Annotated in this window: 21 protein-coding genes and 1 tRNA gene; 12 read left to right on the forward strand and 10 right to left on the reverse strand. The window is 64.4% G+C overall.

Features of this window, described 5'->3' with window-relative positions; all coding sequences use genetic code 11:
- Nucleotides 1–38: 38 nt before the first annotated feature.
- Entirely contained in the window at nt 39–182 is a 144-nt protein-coding gene (locus DL238_RS16595; protein WP_407640840.1) for an SEC-C metal-binding domain-containing protein, read from the reverse strand.
- Between the two features lie 141 nt (nt 183–323).
- Between DL238_RS16595 and DL238_RS16330 the strand changes: the two genes are divergently transcribed.
- A complete protein-coding gene (locus DL238_RS16330; protein ID WP_234030966.1) occupies nt 324–914 on the forward strand; it encodes an excalibur calcium-binding domain-containing protein in 591 nt (196 codons plus the stop codon).
- A 7-nt stretch (nt 915–921) separates the two neighbouring features.
- Here the strand turns inward: DL238_RS16330 and DL238_RS04680 are convergent, their stop codons facing one another.
- Complete coding sequence (locus DL238_RS04680; protein ID WP_115491195.1) at nt 922–1482, reverse strand: thermonuclease family protein; 561 nt, start codon at nt 1480–1482, stop codon at nt 922–924.
- A gap of 293 nt (nt 1483–1775) precedes the next feature.
- Between DL238_RS04680 and DL238_RS04685 the strand changes: the two genes are divergently transcribed.
- Nucleotides 1776–2021 (forward strand): hypothetical protein, encoded by a 246-nt coding sequence (locus DL238_RS04685; protein WP_115491196.1) that lies wholly within the window; start codon nt 1776–1778, stop codon nt 2019–2021.
- A 22-nt stretch (nt 2022–2043) separates the two neighbouring features.
- Here DL238_RS04685 and DL238_RS04690 read toward each other — a convergent pair whose 3' ends face one another.
- On the reverse strand, nt 2044–2721 hold the full coding sequence (locus tag DL238_RS04690) for a hypothetical protein (RefSeq protein WP_115491197.1): 678 nt from the start codon (nt 2719–2721) through the stop codon (nt 2044–2046).
- A gap of 154 nt (nt 2722–2875) precedes the next feature.
- On the opposite strand from DL238_RS04690, the gene DL238_RS04695 reads away from it, so the two are divergent.
- From DL238_RS04695 to DL238_RS04720, 6 genes are all read left to right on the forward strand, one after another.
- Complete coding sequence (locus tag DL238_RS04695; protein WP_234030967.1) at nt 2876–3205, forward strand: hypothetical protein; 330 nt, start codon at nt 2876–2878, stop codon at nt 3203–3205.
- 85 nt (nt 3206–3290) lie between these two features.
- Nucleotides 3291–4217, forward strand: a complete 927-nt coding sequence (argB, locus tag DL238_RS04700; protein ID WP_115491198.1) for an acetylglutamate kinase — start codon at nt 3291–3293, stop codon at nt 4215–4217.
- Between the two features lie 76 nt (nt 4218–4293).
- Nucleotides 4294–4590 carry a YggT family protein gene (locus DL238_RS04705; protein ID WP_115491199.1) on the forward strand — a complete coding sequence of 99 codons (297 nt, stop codon included), beginning with the start codon at nt 4294–4296 and terminating at the stop codon, nt 4588–4590.
- The gene (gene folD / locus DL238_RS04710; protein ID WP_115491200.1) at nt 4587–5480 is read left to right on the forward strand and encodes a bifunctional methylenetetrahydrofolate dehydrogenase/methenyltetrahydrofolate cyclohydrolase FolD; all 894 of its coding nucleotides are present in this window, start codon (nt 4587–4589) and stop codon (nt 5478–5480) included. The genes DL238_RS04705 and folD overlap by 4 nt, the downstream gene beginning before the upstream one ends.
- Nucleotides 5477–6238, forward strand: a complete 762-nt coding sequence (locus DL238_RS04715; protein ID WP_234030968.1) for a hypothetical protein — start codon at nt 5477–5479, stop codon at nt 6236–6238. The genes folD and DL238_RS04715 overlap by 4 nt, the downstream gene beginning before the upstream one ends.
- Before the next feature lie 48 nt (nt 6239–6286).
- A complete protein-coding gene (locus DL238_RS04720; RefSeq protein ID WP_115491201.1) occupies nt 6287–6910 on the forward strand; it encodes a MarC family protein in 624 nt (207 codons plus the stop codon).
- A gap of 40 nt (nt 6911–6950) precedes the next feature.
- Here DL238_RS04720 and DL238_RS04725 read toward each other — a convergent pair whose 3' ends face one another.
- Both DL238_RS04725 and DL238_RS04730 read right to left on the reverse strand, forming a co-directional pair.
- The gene (locus DL238_RS04725) at nt 6951–7556 is read right to left on the reverse strand and encodes an LON peptidase substrate-binding domain-containing protein (protein ID WP_115491202.1); all 606 of its coding nucleotides are present in this window, start codon (nt 7554–7556) and stop codon (nt 6951–6953) included.
- 5 nt (nt 7557–7561) lie between these two features.
- Complete coding sequence (locus tag DL238_RS04730) at nt 7562–8461, reverse strand: tetratricopeptide repeat protein (protein ID WP_115491203.1); 900 nt, start codon at nt 8459–8461, stop codon at nt 7562–7564.
- 186 nt (nt 8462–8647) lie between these two features.
- On the opposite strand from DL238_RS04730, the gene DL238_RS04735 reads away from it, so the two are divergent.
- A tRNA-Gly gene (locus DL238_RS04735) sits at nt 8648–8722 on the forward strand.
- A 179-nt stretch (nt 8723–8901) separates the two neighbouring features.
- Here the strand turns inward: DL238_RS04735 and DL238_RS04740 are convergent.
- The 4 genes from DL238_RS04740 to DL238_RS04755 are packed head-to-tail and all read right to left on the reverse strand — an operon-like array spanning nt 8902 to nt 10719.
- On the reverse strand, nt 8902–9396 hold the full coding sequence (locus DL238_RS04740) for a helix-turn-helix domain-containing protein (RefSeq protein WP_115491204.1): 495 nt from the start codon (nt 9394–9396) through the stop codon (nt 8902–8904).
- Nucleotides 9359–9817, reverse strand: coding sequence for a hypothetical protein (locus DL238_RS04745; protein WP_115491205.1), 459 nt, complete (start codon nt 9815–9817; stop codon nt 9359–9361). The genes DL238_RS04740 and DL238_RS04745 overlap by 38 nt, the downstream gene beginning before the upstream one ends.
- 16 nt (nt 9818–9833) lie before the next feature.
- Entirely contained in the window at nt 9834–10172 is a 339-nt protein-coding gene (locus DL238_RS04750) for a hypothetical protein (RefSeq protein ID WP_115491206.1), read from the reverse strand.
- Nucleotides 10173–10191: 19 nt separating this feature from the next.
- Nucleotides 10192–10719, reverse strand: coding sequence for a helix-turn-helix domain-containing protein (locus DL238_RS04755; RefSeq protein WP_181883818.1), 528 nt, complete (start codon nt 10717–10719; stop codon nt 10192–10194).
- Between the two features lie 135 nt (nt 10720–10854).
- Here DL238_RS04755 and DL238_RS16495 point away from each other — a divergent pair, with 135 nt between their 5' ends.
- The 3 genes from DL238_RS16495 (at nt 10855) to DL238_RS04765 (ending at nt 12588) form a co-directional block, all read left to right on the forward strand.
- Nucleotides 10855–10986, forward strand: coding sequence for a hypothetical protein (locus DL238_RS16495; protein ID WP_267897119.1), 132 nt, complete (start codon nt 10855–10857; stop codon nt 10984–10986).
- A 280-nt stretch (nt 10987–11266) separates the two neighbouring features.
- Nucleotides 11267–11755 (forward strand): helix-turn-helix domain-containing protein, encoded by a 489-nt coding sequence (locus tag DL238_RS04760; RefSeq protein ID WP_115491208.1) that lies wholly within the window; start codon nt 11267–11269, stop codon nt 11753–11755.
- Between the two features lie 215 nt (nt 11756–11970).
- Nucleotides 11971–12588: a hypothetical protein gene (locus DL238_RS04765; protein ID WP_115491209.1), complete on the forward strand. Its 618-nt coding sequence runs from the start codon at nt 11971–11973 to the stop codon at nt 12586–12588.
- A gap of 564 nt (nt 12589–13152) precedes the next feature.
- Here DL238_RS04765 and DL238_RS04775 read toward each other — a convergent pair.
- A complete protein-coding gene (locus DL238_RS04775) occupies nt 13153–13878 on the reverse strand; it encodes an SOS response-associated peptidase (protein ID WP_325048436.1) in 726 nt (241 codons plus the stop codon).
- Between the last annotated feature and the right edge of the window lie 123 nt (nt 13879–14001).

The following is a 14001-nucleotide window of genomic DNA, read 5'->3' on the forward strand; positions in this document are numbered from 1 at the left end:
CCACCTTTCACCGCCAATAATCCCGCCGCTCGGCGCCGTCATAGCGGCCCGAGCGCAGGCAGCAGCGCTTGAAATCTCTTCCCCGAACCGCACGGGCACGGGTCGTTCCGCCCGAGCTTTTCGAGCAGTTCGATCTGGCCACCCTTGATCGTCCGCAGCTTTCCGTTCTTGGCGCGCTTCACGCGCGTCTCGCTGGGGAAGCCCGTACGCCGTTTGCTGGTCCGCTCGAAAGCTGGGGCCGGTGTCGTGGTTTTCGTAATCGTGGGTCATCGTAACCTCCTGTTTTTGTGCCCGGACGCGTCGCGTGCCCGGGCATTCACTCAATGGACCGGATGCCGATCCGGTATGGCGACGATCTGCCAGCGGTCGCGGTAGAGCAGCTAGCCCGGGTCGCGGGTCCAGTTGCGCTCAACCGGCCCGCCGCATTCCTCGACCAGGCTGACGAGCGCTTCCATATGGGCAAGCATCTCGCGCGCATTGTTACGGAACCAGAAGATGCCCTTGCGTTCCGCATGACGGGCGTGAGGATCGGAAGAGCGCTTAACTACACTCGCATTCACCATTCATCGTTACGCATTACACACCAAGCGCCGTCTATCCTGAGCGATATGAAACGCGCGCTTGAAGCAGTTGGGACCGTTGGCCTGATCGGCGTGGTGGCAGTCGCCAATTTCGGCCTGCCCGACTTCTCAGGCGCTTCCGAGCAAGACGCACTCGCCGCGCGCCAGGCCTCGTTCGAACAGCGCTGGGGCGATCCGGCTGACCGGATCGACTACAGCGCAGCCTCCTACCCGAATTGCGATGCCGCTCGCGCCGCCGGGGTTGCACCTTTGTATGCAGGCGAGCCCGGCTACGGACCACATCTCGACCGCGACAATGATGGTGTCGCTTGCGAGCCTTATCGGGGGCGGTAGCCCTGCCTCAACACCAGCTCCGCCCGGCGCCGCCCCAGCGCGTTGCAACCCCCTCCGCTGCCAGCATCTCGACCGCGCTCTCGCCGCCGCGGGCCAGCACGCGCAGCTTGCGGCCGTAGCGGTCCTCTTCGTGGCCCTCGGGGTGGGGGTGGACCTCGAACGCGCCTGCGTTGAGCCATGCCGTCAGCCGCTCGGTCGCGCGCATTCCCAGCGCGCGTTCGGCTTCGCAGTCGGGGCCGAAGATCTCCGGCGCGTCGATATCGGCGATGCGGATCTTCTCGCCGTGAAGCCAGATCGTGTCGCCATCGACCACGCAGGTCGTCCGCGCGCCCGCAACGCAGCGGTGGAACGTGGCGGAGACCGGCGCAATCGCCGCCTCGGTCTCGGCTTCGTCCTGCGTCAGCGCGCTCCACGGGAAGAGCACCGCCAGCACGGCCAGCGGCAGCACGATGGTGAGCGGCGTGACCGCATTGCGCCACGAGGATACGCGCGGCGCGGGCGGGGGCGGCCCGACGCGGCGGTACTCGCGGAACGCTGCCCGCCGATAGTCTGGAACTTCGCGACCCATCCCGCCGATATGGGCGGGCAGGAGTCAAGGATTGGTGAACGCGAGGGGCGGAATAGGCATTCCTAAGCCATTCAGAACAGACATGTTTTCGGGTGGGGCATGGGGCGGGCGCCGGCGGCGTTGGCAAGCGACACGATGCTGCGCACGATCGACCACAGGCAGATGACGAGTGCGATGCCGACGCCGTCAAGCGAGCCCTGGGCGGATCGCCCTGCCGGCGCCACCGCGATCTTGCCTTGCGCCCGGTACGGTGCGAGGTTCGGCGCGGATCTTGTCGCAACAGGAGCATTGCCATGACCGTCCGTTTCGCAGCCGCCCTATCGCTCGCCGCCGCGCTCGGCCTCGCCGCCTGCAGCGGGGAAGCCGAGGAGGAAACCTACGAGGTCGACGCCACCGACGAGAGCGGGGGCGAGCTGATCGTCGCCGACGAGGAGGCGCAGGGCGTGCCGGTCGACGTGCCCGAAACCGAAATGACGAACGTGCCGCCCGAAGAGATGGAAGAGGGCATGCCGCAAGAGACGAACGCGCCCGACGAATAGGCGGGGCGACTGCCCGCCGGGGTCACCAGCCCCAGGCGGGCGGCGGCACGCTGTCCATCGGCTCGCTCGCGTCGAACACCACGCGGAACAGCCGCGAGGGATCGCCCCGCCGCGTCAGCTGGTAGACGAATTGCGCGTCCGGCTCATGCGCCGGATCGACCTCGATCCGCCACACATTGGTGAGCGATGCGTCGAACGCGCCTTCGTGTTCCGGGCGCCCGAACAGCGCGATGCTTTCCGCATCGACGGGGAAATCGCGCGCCCGGGCCGTGCCCGCGGCATCGCTCGTCCCGCCATAGAAGGTCACCGCGTCCGCCTCGCTATCGGCATGGCGGTGGTCGTGCTTCAGGGTGACCGGTGCACCCGGCCCCTCGCGCGTCACGATCCATGTGCGGCTGCGGTTCCAGCCGCCCTCGTGTCCTACCGCTTCGCTGCTTGAGGACGTCGCTTGGGCATCGCCCTCGTAGATATGAAACGCGATTGCGATCCGCGTGTCGGAGCATTGCGCCCAGTGCGCGATCATCGGCTGCCCGCGAAAGGCCGCGTCGCGCGCATCCTCGCTCGCCAGCGCGCCGCGATAGGCATTGCCGCAATGGCTGGAGAGCGCGCTCCAGAACGAGGCGGGCTCGCGCGGCTGCACGGTGGCGCAGGCGCACAGGGCAAGGGCGAGCGGGGCGAGAGCGAGGGGCGCGAAGTTCATGCGGCGGGAGACTGCGCAGCTGCGCGGCATAAGGCAAGCGCGCCCGCCTCCGCGACCTGTCCTGCCACCGCGCGGGCGCGGGTTTCCGCGCTTTCGGAACAAGGCGCGCGGCTGGACCATTTCTCCCCTGACCATTGCAACAGGAGAGACGAGAATGGCCGATCTGAACGACGACGCACCGATCCAGAAGCAGGGCACGAGCAAGTGGTTGTGGGTCGCGGTGATCGTGGTGCTGGCGATCGCGGCGGTGATCGTGTTCCTGAATGCCGATGGCGAGGATCCCGATCTGCCCGACAGCGCGGTAACCACGCAGGAAGAGCGGCTCGATACCGATCTGACCGACGAAAGCGAAGTCACCGACGAGGCGCTGGAAGATGTGAACGGGGTCAACCAGATCGACACGGTGACGCCCGAGGGCATGGACGCCACGGATGACGCCGCCACCGACGACGACGAACCGGTGGTCGAGACGCAGGCCGAATAACACGGTGTTCGGCAGGGCGGGGCTCGGCAGGGGGGCGCGCGCTCCGCCTTTGCCAAACCGCACATCCCTCGCTAGCGCGCATGGCATGAGCGAGACCGAAACCGACGCCCCCGATGCAGGGGCGAAAGCCAGCGTCCTGATCGAGGCGCTGCCCTTCCTGCGCCGCTATGCCGGGCGCACCTTCGTGGTGAAATATGGCGGGCACGCGATGGGCGATACCGCCGCCGCGGCCAGCTTCGCGCAGGATGTCGTGCTGCTCAAGGCGGTCGGCATCAACCCCGTCGTCGTCCATGGCGGCGGGCCGCAGATCGGTGCGATGCTGGGTCGCCTGGGCGTCGAAAGCCGCTTCGTCGACGGCCTCCGCGTGACCGACGAGGCGACGGTCGAGGTTGCGGAGATGGTTCTCTCGGGCGCGATCAACAAGCAGATCGTGGCCGCGATCCAGGCCGCCGGGGGGCGCGCGCTGGGCGTATCGGGCAAGGATGCAGGGCTGGTGACGGCCCGCAAGGTCTCTCGCGAGACGCGCGCCGCCGATTACGAGAGCGACAGCGCGATCGAGGCACTGGTCGATCTCGGCTTCGTGGGCGAGCCTGCGGCGATCGATACGACGGTGATCGAGATGGCGACCGCCAGCGGCCTCATCCCGGTGATCGCGCCGATCGGCTCGGGCGAGGCGGGCGAAACCTTCAACATCAATGCCGACACCATGGCCGGCGCCATCGCCGGCGCGCTGGGCGCGGCGCGGCTGCTGCTGCTGACCGACGTCGCGGGCGTGCTCGGCGGCGATGGCCAGCTGGTGCCCGAGCTCGACGCGGACAGCATCGCGAAGCTTCGCGCAGCGGGCGTCATCAAGGGCGGGATGATCCCCAAGCTGGAGACCTGCCTTGCCGCGACCCGCGAAGGGTGCGAGGCGGCGGTGATTCTCGACGGGCGTGTGCCGCATGCGATGCTGCTCGAGTTCTTCACCGCCAGCGGTGCCGGCACGCTCGTAAGAGCAGCCGAAAACGGCTAGGCAAAGCTTGCACTCACCCCCAGGCGTCTTACCCTCCTAAGACGCCCATCGGAACACATCAGGAGACCGGGCCGCCATGGAAGCCCTCTATACAATCTACCGGATCATCGAACTGCTCACGAACGTGCTGGTCATGCTGATCATCGTGCAATTCGTGATCGGCCTGCTGCTGGCGTTCAACGTGGTCAGCCGCGGCAATGATTTCGTGCTTGCCGTCTACCGTTCGATCAATTCGCTGCTCGAGCCCGTGCTCGGGCCCATCCGCCGGATTATGCCGCAGACCGGCGCGATCGACTTCTCGCCGCTGGTTCTGATTATCGGGCTGCAGATCATGCTCATCATCCTCAGCTCCATCATCCGGAGCGTGGGGTGAGCGCAGAGCTGATCGACGGAAAGGCCTTCGCGGCAGACCTGCGCAAGACGGTTGGCCGGCATGCGGCCGCCTTCGCGCAGAAGGCGGGGCGCAAGGCCGGGCTCGCGGTCGTGCTCGTCGGCGCAGACGCCGCGAGCGAAGTCTACGTCCGCTCCAAGGGCAAGGCGACGATTGCCGCCAATATGGAAAGCTTCGAGCATCGCCTGCGCGCCGATACCAGCGAGGCCGAGCTGATCGCGCTGGTCGAAAAGCTCAACGCCGATAGCGCGGTCGACGGCATCCTCGTCCAGCTTCCGCTGCCGGGCGATCTCGACGAACAGGCGGTCATCGCGGCGATCGATCCGGGCAAGGATGTCGACGGCTTCCATGTCGAGAGCGCTGGGCGTCTGATGGTCGGGCGCGAAGGCTTCGTACCCTGCACCCCGCTCGGCTGCATCATGCTGCTGAAGGACCGCCACGGCGATCTTTCCGGAATGGAGGCGGTGGTCATTGGCCGCTCCAACATCGTCGGCAAGCCGATGGCGCAGCTGCTGCTCGATGCGAATGCCACCGTCACCATCGCGCACAGCCGCACGAAGGATCTGCCCGGGGTGGTCAGGCGCGCCGATATCGTGGTGGCGGCAGTGGGCCGGGCGGAAATGGTCAAGGCCGACTGGCTCAAGCCCGGCGCGACGGTGATCGATGTCGGGATCAACCGGCTCGCGCCCGCAGAGGGCGAAACCAAAGGCAGGCTGGTCGGCGATGTCGACTTCGACGGGGCGAAGGAGGTCGCAGGCGCGATCACCCCCGTTCCCGGCGGTGTCGGCCCGATGACGATCGCCGTGCTGCTGCGTAACACGCTCGTCGCAGCGCATCAGCATGAGGGGCTCGAACCGCCGGAGGGATTGTGACCATCACTTTTCGAAAATGCACGATCCTGCTCGCAGCGCTGGCGCTGGCGGCCTGCGCGTCCGGATCCGGATCGCGCGCACGCACCGTGATCGACCGCGCGCTGGCGAGCGTACCCCCTTCAGCGCAGCCGAGCGAGGTCGTCGCGCGCGAAATCGCCTTCGGTCAGGCGGCGCGCGAGCGCGGGCAATATACCGCTGCGCTCGACTTCGCGACCGGCGACGCGATGCTCCACGGGCGCAACGGCCCCGTGCTCGCGCGGCCGGTCTTCTCGCAGCTAGACAACCCCGAAACCGCGGCCAAGTGGAGCCCGCGCACCGTGATGATGAGCTGCGACGGAAGGCTGGCGGTCAGCCGTGGCCGCTTCCTCGATGCCGACGGGATGATCGGCACCTACGTCACCGTGTGGCAGCGCGACTCGCTCGACGACGAATACGAGTGGTCCTACGACGTGGCCGGGCTCGACGATCCGCAGCCGGTTGCCGAGGAGGCGGAGGAAAGCCTGATCGTCGTGACCGCCTCCGACGATATCCAGGGCCTCGTCGCCGATTGCCCGCGTAGCGGCGACACGCCTGCCCCGCCGCCCGCGCTTGCTCCGGCCGCCGATGCCAGTCGCGGGGTCACCCTGTCGCGCGACGGTACGCTGCGCTGGCTGTGGGAGCACCGCGAGGATGGAACGAAGTATGTCCGCGCGGACTACTACACGTCCGGCGCGTGGGAGATGGTGATCGAGGAAGAGCTCGCCTCGCCGCCCGAATAGCCGGACCGACCTTCCCCCCTCTCACTGCGAGGCCGTGCAGCACGCATCATGTTCGAACTGTTCCTCTCTGCTTTCGTCACCTTCTTCGTCGTGGTCGACCCGCCCGGCTGCGCGCCGATCTATGCCGGGCTGACGCGCGATGCGACGCGCAAGCAGAGCGTATCGATGGCGGTGCGCGCGACGATCATCTCGGGACTGATCCTGCTGGTCTTCGGCCTGTTCGGCGAACAGCTGCTGTCGACGCTGGGGATCGAGCTCGACAGCTTCCGCATCGCGGGCGGGATCATGCTGTTCATCATCGCCATCGAGATGGTGTTCGAGAAACGCACCGAGCGCCGGGTCGAGCGCGCGGAGAAAGTCAGCGCGGACCCTGAAATCGAGGATGTGTCGGTCTTCCCGATGGCGATGCCGATGATGGCAGGGCCGGGTGCGATCGCCGCGATCATGCTGCTGATGAACCAGGCCAACGGGATCGAGCAAAGCGCAATCGTGTTCGCCGCCGCAGCGCTGGTGCTGCTGATCACGATGCTGTCGCTGATCGCGGCGCGCCCTCTGATGAACCTGCTCGGCACCAAGGTGGAAGCGGCGATCACGCGGCTTCTCGGCGTGGTGCTGGCCGCGCTCGCCGCGCAATTCGTGATCGACGGCATCCGCGGGACGTTGTTGACTTAGATCGGACCTCCCGGGCTAGGCGGTCCGCAAAAAAAGAAACTTACTGCAGCGTCACCCGGTCGTCGGTGCCGTTCTGGCGACCGAAGAAATACATCAGCTGGATCAGCAGCTCGCAGCGCGCGGCCAGGTCGGGCGCTTCGAGCAGCGCCTGCTTCGAAGCCCCGTCGAAGGGTGCGATCTGGCTGACCCCGTTGATCAGCGACTGGTCGTCGAGCTGCGCGACCGCATCCCAGTCCACCGAATAGCCCTGGGCATCGGCGAAACGCCGCGCCTCGCGTTCGAACCCGGCGCGCTCGATCCCGCTGAGCACTTCATCGCCATCCTCCGGGATCAGCTCGCCCTCGACCTGCCGGAACGACGTCGTCACATCGAGCTCGCGCGTCAGGCGAAAGCGGCTCTCGCCTTCGAGCACGAGGTTGTACCGCCCGTCGTCCAGCGCTTCGATCTCGCCGATCTTGCCCACGCAGCCGACATCGTAGAGCGGCGCGCCCTCGCGTGCCTGCTTGGGCTGGATCATCGCGATCCGCCGGTCGCGCGCCAGTGCATCGCCGACCAGCGCGCGATAGCGCGGCTCGAACATGTGCAGCGGCAATTGCAGGCCGGGGAACAGGATCGCGCCCGTCAGCGGAAAGATCGAGAGCCGCATGCGCGCTACCCGAACAGAATTCTGGAAAGGCGGCGCCGCGTGGCGACCACCCACGGATCTTCGAGGCCGACGGCTTCGAAGATCTGGAGCAATTTCGCGCGTGCCGCGCCATCGTTCCATTCGCGATCGGCTTCGATCATGGCGAGCAGCTCGTCGGCGGCGGCGTCGCGCTGGCCTGCGGCAAAGGCGGCTTCGGCATAGGCGTAGCGTGCGTCCATATCGCCGCCCTGCGCCTTGTGGCGCAATGCGGCCAGTTCGCCATCGTCGACCTTCTCGCCCGCCAGATCGACGGCCGATCGCGCCTGCTTGATCGCCGGATCTTCGGCCAGCGTCGGATCGAGGCTGTCGAGATGCTGGCGCGCCTCGGCGGCCTTGTCCATCGCCACCAGGGCGCGGACCAGCCCCGCATGCGCCGCGGCATTGTCAGGCGCCATGTCGACGACCTGTGCGAAGATGCCAAGCGCACGCTCGTTGTCGCCTTCGGCCAGCACGCTCTCGCCCATCTCGACGAATTGCGCGACATCGGGCTTCGCGTCGCCTTCGTTGCCTTCCCCGATGGGAATCTGGGCGAGAATCTGGTCGAGCGCTTCCTTCAGCTGGCTTTCGCTACGCGCGCTGGTGAGGTCCGCCACGGGGCGGCCCTGGAACATCGCGTAGACCGTGGGAATCGACTGCACCTGAAACTGGCTGGCAATGAACTGCTCTTCATCGACATTGACCTTCTTCAGCACCACGCCCTTGTCGGCATATTCGGCGGCGACCTTTTCCAGCATCGGGGCGAGCGCCTTGCACGGCCCGCACCATTCGGCCCAGAAATCGAGCACCACCAGCTTGGACATTGAAGGTTCGACGACCTCCTGCCGGAAGCGGTCGACGGCTTTCTGTTCCTCGATATTGAGCCCCATGCTGGCCAAGTGCTTGTCCCCTTAGAAATGCGGTTGTCTTCCTGCTCAATGTGGGCCTTCGCCGATGGATGTGAAGGGTGCAAGGCCGACGCGCATTTTGCGCTTGCGATGGGGCCGATGCGTTGCTAGGTGCCCGCTTCCCGTTCCGGCGAAGAGGCTTTGCGCCCCGCCGGAAACGCCAAGTGAGCGGGCGTAGCTCAGGGGTAGAGCACAACCTTGCCAAGGTTGGGGTCGGGCGTTCGAATCGCCTCGCCCGCTCCATTGAAACCACCGGAAATCATAGCTTTTTTCCGAGTGGTTGGGCGTCGCGCCTCGCGCCATCATGCAGCATTCGACAGGAACAAACGGCGAATTTCGCCTCGCCTTCGTACAATTCCCGTACAGGCAATGCCGGGCCTAACGAGATGGTCGGCGAACCGCTTCCGCACGCAGTTCGAGTATCAGACCGACTCGATGCTGAAGTACGCGCGCATGTGCGACAGCGCCTTGGGTGTCATGCGTACAAGCCTCGCCCGAGCGTCGGATCGATCGGGCATGAATTGGATCAGGCCGGCTTCCTCCAACAGCCCCAGATGCCGAAGAGCCGTGGTGCTGGGGGCTGCCGAACCGATGCAGGCGCTTGTCGTCCTGAGGCACCCGTCGACACCTGCGGATGCAAGCAGATCGAGAAGAATATCCCACCCAGGCTCGTTGTCGAACCGGTACCCATCGAAGAGGCGCGCCCGCCATCGCCGCCTACGATATTCGGACCTTGCCAGCAGCCTCAGTGCCGACAGGTCGTACTGGCCCCCGCGGTCGGGCGCCGAGCTTGTCAGAGGGACCGCTTCCCGTTCCTTGATCGTTCGGCAGCATTCCTTGATCAGGGCCAAGGCGAGCAGGGAGGCGCGGTCTTCCTCCCTACCGGGTCCGAATGTGACCAGTTCTGTCGCTTCCATCGATCCGGACTCCTGCGGGCGACCGGGCGCCCAAAGCTCCAAAGAGAAGAAGCATGATGTCCAGCCAGAACGGGAGGCGTGTGAAGATCGAATAGACCAGGGGATGGTGGGTCAGGCCTACCAAGCCCAATAGGTGGCCTATGACCGCGATCAGCTGCGACGATGCGAGCCAAAGCGTCCAGTACCTGTCGGCCTTCAGTGCAACCGCCACGAAGATCCCAAGGGCTACGAGGTCCGTCGCGAAGATCCAGACCTCGAACGATCGGTACGGGGAAATGCCTATGAAACTGCGAACGATGGCATTCCCGACGAACCACAGCATCAACACACTGGCTATCAGCTTCTCCGGACCGCCGCCCCGCGTGCAAGCGAGGAGGGCGGCCACAAAGAGAAGGGCCGCTTGCGCGAAGAACAGCATCATCGCGCGCGGCCCACCATCAGGCGACGAGCTGCTTTCCCTCGTCGACCGTGGCCATCGTCGCCCACTTCGGGCAACCGCCCTCTTCCGGGCCGCTGGTCACGGTCTGCGCCTTCTTGAGTTCAACATGCGCGCGCAGGATCTCGCCTTGTGCGGAGATGATGGCGGTGGTTGCCCTCTGCAGCCGGATCAGGGCAGGCTGGGCATGGATGGCCGCCGGGTGATCGCGGAACTCCATACGGGTAGTCACAACCTCGCCCATCGCGGCGATGGCCTTCAGAAGCGATTCGTCGGCGCTCGCTTCGGCGTCGTGGAGCGAGCGGGTTAATCTTTGCGAGGCGGCAGGAACTGTCAGCATTGTCGTACTCCCGAACGGTTTATCCGGGCCCGGGCTCTCCGCGAAGCATGGTGAGGAGCGTGTAAAGTCCGCTCATCAGGGCGGTCGCGGCGCCCAGCATCAGAATAATGCAGAGCGCCCCCGCCAAGATCAGGGCAATCCTCGTTCCTGGACCAATATTCGAAGGATCGGGCCATAGTGTCCGCCCGGAGGGAGGTCGCCAGTGGGATTCAGGAGGTTGGTACACGATGCCCTCGTCCGTCTGGCGCTCCCCTCGAGCGGCAGGCCCATAAGGCTCCAAATCGGACCGATCGACGACTGGCAACGATGCCTTAGGTAGCGATTCCCAGTATGTGCGAGCAGCCTGCAAGCGGGTGGAACTGTGCAGCAACCTGCGCGCGATATCCAAATGATGGTCGACCGTTTTCGGGGAGATATCGAGCTTCTGTGCAATCTCTTTCGAAGAGTGCCGCTGGTAGACGAGCACAAGGATTTCCTTCTGCCGTTCGGTCAGCCGATCGAACGACGAAGGCACACATTCGAGATCGCTATCGATCGTTTCGGTCACGCATTCCCCACAATGCATCCAGATCGGCGCTGATCGCCCCCGTAACCCGGAGCGTAGAAACCCTTATCATGGTTAGCAAACGTGAAATCTCGTCGCGCTTTCCTACAGGGGTGGGCTTGTGCCAGTCCGATTCGCATGAAGACCGCTGACGAAAGAGCCGCCTCCATCCGCCGCCGCGCAACGCGCTGCGACGACCCCCGCCAATCCATGATGCTGCATCGGCTCGCCGATGAGGCGCAGAGTATTCAACTTCTGCCGCCGCATTGAGCGGGGCGTTCTTCGGATATCCTACAGCGGATAAATGATAAAAAACTTATCTTTTTGCTTGCGAAGTCCGTAGGAGCGGGCTATCACAGTCTCACCGGGCCGGATGGTCCGGCCCGGAAAATCCGGAGATCGAAAGATGGAAACATTGATCGGTTGGTTGGTCCGGAGGCTCAAGAAGATGAAGCTGCAAGTCCACATTGCCTTCAAGATCGACTTGAAACTCTGACTACCCGGGGGCGGGTCCACACCGCCCCCTTCTCCGGATAGCGCGGAGGCGGAAATGGAAGGCAGCGAACTCAGACAACGCAGGAAAGCACTCGGCCTTACCCAGGCCGAGATGGCTGCACGTCTTCATTGCTCACGGGTCCATCTCGGGCAAATGGAGCGCGGTAAATCGCCAATCACTCACGCTATGGCCGATCAGGTGCTGAAGCTTCAGCCTCCTAGTCTCAATCGCAAGGCCCGTGCACACGATCCGCTGGAGCGGATTGTCGAGCAGGCGTTGATCGACGCGGGCGTCCGCTTCGAGCTCGAGCAGGAGACATCCGCAGGCCATCGCCTCGACTTTCACCTTCCCGATCACGACATCGCGATCGAGGTGAAGGCGTTCCATACTCCTCGCGTAGAGCAGCAGCTCGCCCGTTATGGGGACGTCATCCTCTTGCAGGGCCGCAGAAGCGTAGAGGCCTTCGCGCATCTCGTGCGCGCAGGACTGTTTCCATTCCCGGAAAATCGTGAAACGAACACTCCCCCTGCCAGCGTCGAATAGGAACAAAGCCTCCAACTGTTATCCGAGACATGAAATACGCGATTGCGATGTCATGACTCTGTGGTAGTCCCAAGAGACGAGCGTGGGGACGCTCGAACTACTGGGGGGGGATTTCCGTGAAAAATACGTGCATCGCGTGCGCGCTTCTTTGTCTTGCCACGACTGCTTGGGCCCAAGATGTGCAGCCTGAGCCAACGGACACCGCGTCGCCTGTCGTGGCCGGTCAGTCCGCAGAGACCGCGCTGGCACCGCTGGAGGTATACAAACGCGACGAGCGGCCGGGCATGGCGCAGCTTCCGGCCAACACCGAGATCATCGTCCGAATGAACCAGGAGGTCACAACCAAAGGGAAGACTTGGGAAGAAGGCGATCAGTTCGATCTGACCGTCGAGGAAGACGTCATGCTTGGCGAGTACATCGTCATTCCCAGGGGGACGCGAGCGGTCGGCAAGATTACTTGGATGACCAACAAGGGCATGTTCGGCAAATCCGGGAAGATGGATATCGAGATCGAATACCTCGATCTTGGCGGTCGCCGGATTCCCCTCAACGGTACCTACCGCCAGGAAGGCGAGGGCAACACACTTGCGACAGTTGGCGGGGTTGTGCTCGTGCCGATCAGCGGTTTCTTCATCACTGGGAAGAGCGGGACCATTCCCGAGGGCCGAGAGATGACGGCCTACACCGAAGACGCGATCGAACTCGCGATTTCAGCCGATGCAATTACAGCACCGAAGCGGGCGGAGATCGCGACACCGGGCGGGAACGCCACGCTTCCTGTGAGTTCACAAGCCACGGACCCCGTCGATGAACAAGTCACGGAACAGAACTGATCGAAATCGGGCTAGGCCATCCGACCATCTGCGGGACGCCGCATTGATGGTCGGAGCGGCGGGCTTCTATCTGCTGCTGATCCTTTTTCCGTCGTTCTGACGACTTCGCATCGTGCATTTTTGAAGGGTCGCGGCTTTCGCCGCGGCGTTGGTGAGCATAAGTAGGTCCGTAACTGAATTCGGCCAAGGAGTCGGTTATGGAGCGAGAATTGGCGTCCGCTGGGCTTGTACTAAGTCTCGTTGGTGTATTGCTGCTTTTCCGCTTCGGAATGCCCTTCGCGATCGCTACCGGCGGAGCATTGCTGCTAAGCACAGAGCCGCGAACCGCGGATGAGAGGCGTGAAAAGCGCTACAAGGTTCTTGGATATCTTGGCCTGTTCGCAATCGTCGTGGGAACAGCCCTTCAGATCTGGGCAATCTGGTCTCACTAGGGACAATCGAGCCGGATAATCCCTCCGCCTCATCCGCGCACGAATTCGTGACAAATACGTGCCTCGCGGGCATTCCGGCGCGGAGCCATACCCCCAGCGATACCCCCATTTGAGGCGCGGATTTTCCGCGCTTCTATCTCTTCCCCCAGCGCTCGGACGTGCGCTCGACTGTCAGTGACCCCTGGTACGGCAAGCACAGGGCCCGCGCATCCTCCTCCGCTCCGCTCGTCCAGGTGTTGCGATCGTCGCCGGCCAGGATCACCGGCATGCGATCGTGCACTGCCGCGGCGTCGCCGGCAGCATCGGTCATGACCATGGAATAGCAGTCGCCCCACTCGTCGCTGGCGCGCCAGATCGCGGCCGCGGTGAACACCTCTTCGCCCGGAACGGACAGCCATGTCCGTGTCATCTCGCCTTTCGATCCCTCAGCTTCCGCCCAGGCCGTCAGCGGGATCAGGCAACGCCGCTCGGCAAAACTGTACCGCCACATGAAGCTGTCGAGCTTGTCGCTGCGTGTATTATTGACCGGTCGCGGTTTGAGCGGCTCACCCGTCACTTTCGATTTCTGGGCGAGCGGGAAGCCCCACGTCATCGATCGCAGACCGCCTTCGGCGATCACCAGTCCGTTGCTTTTGGGATAGAGCTCGCTTGCCACATTGAGGCCGAGCGGGGCGGCGAGGTCGAAGGCCCGCGCGACCTCGTCGACGCTCCGGTTCATCCGGTAGAGATTGCACATGCCGCTTGCCCTTTGTTCCGCTTCCGTTCCACAGGACCCATGGTTCGCCATCGACTCGATTCGGTCAACGACTTCGGACGTCAGGGATATTGGCTGCGCATCCTGTGCAAGAACTGCGGCCACGTCGCGGAGCGCAATCCGACGCCGCTACTGCTGGAACTGCACGCTCGCGAATTGAACCGGTCGATCGAAAGCTTGGAGGCGCGTGCGAAATGCTCCGATTGCGGGCACAGAGGTGCGACGATC

Origin of the sequence: Alteriqipengyuania lutimaris, assembly GCF_003363135.1 — a bacterium.
Taxonomy (GTDB): Bacteria; Pseudomonadota; Alphaproteobacteria; order Sphingomonadales; family Sphingomonadaceae; genus Alteriqipengyuania; species Alteriqipengyuania lutimaris.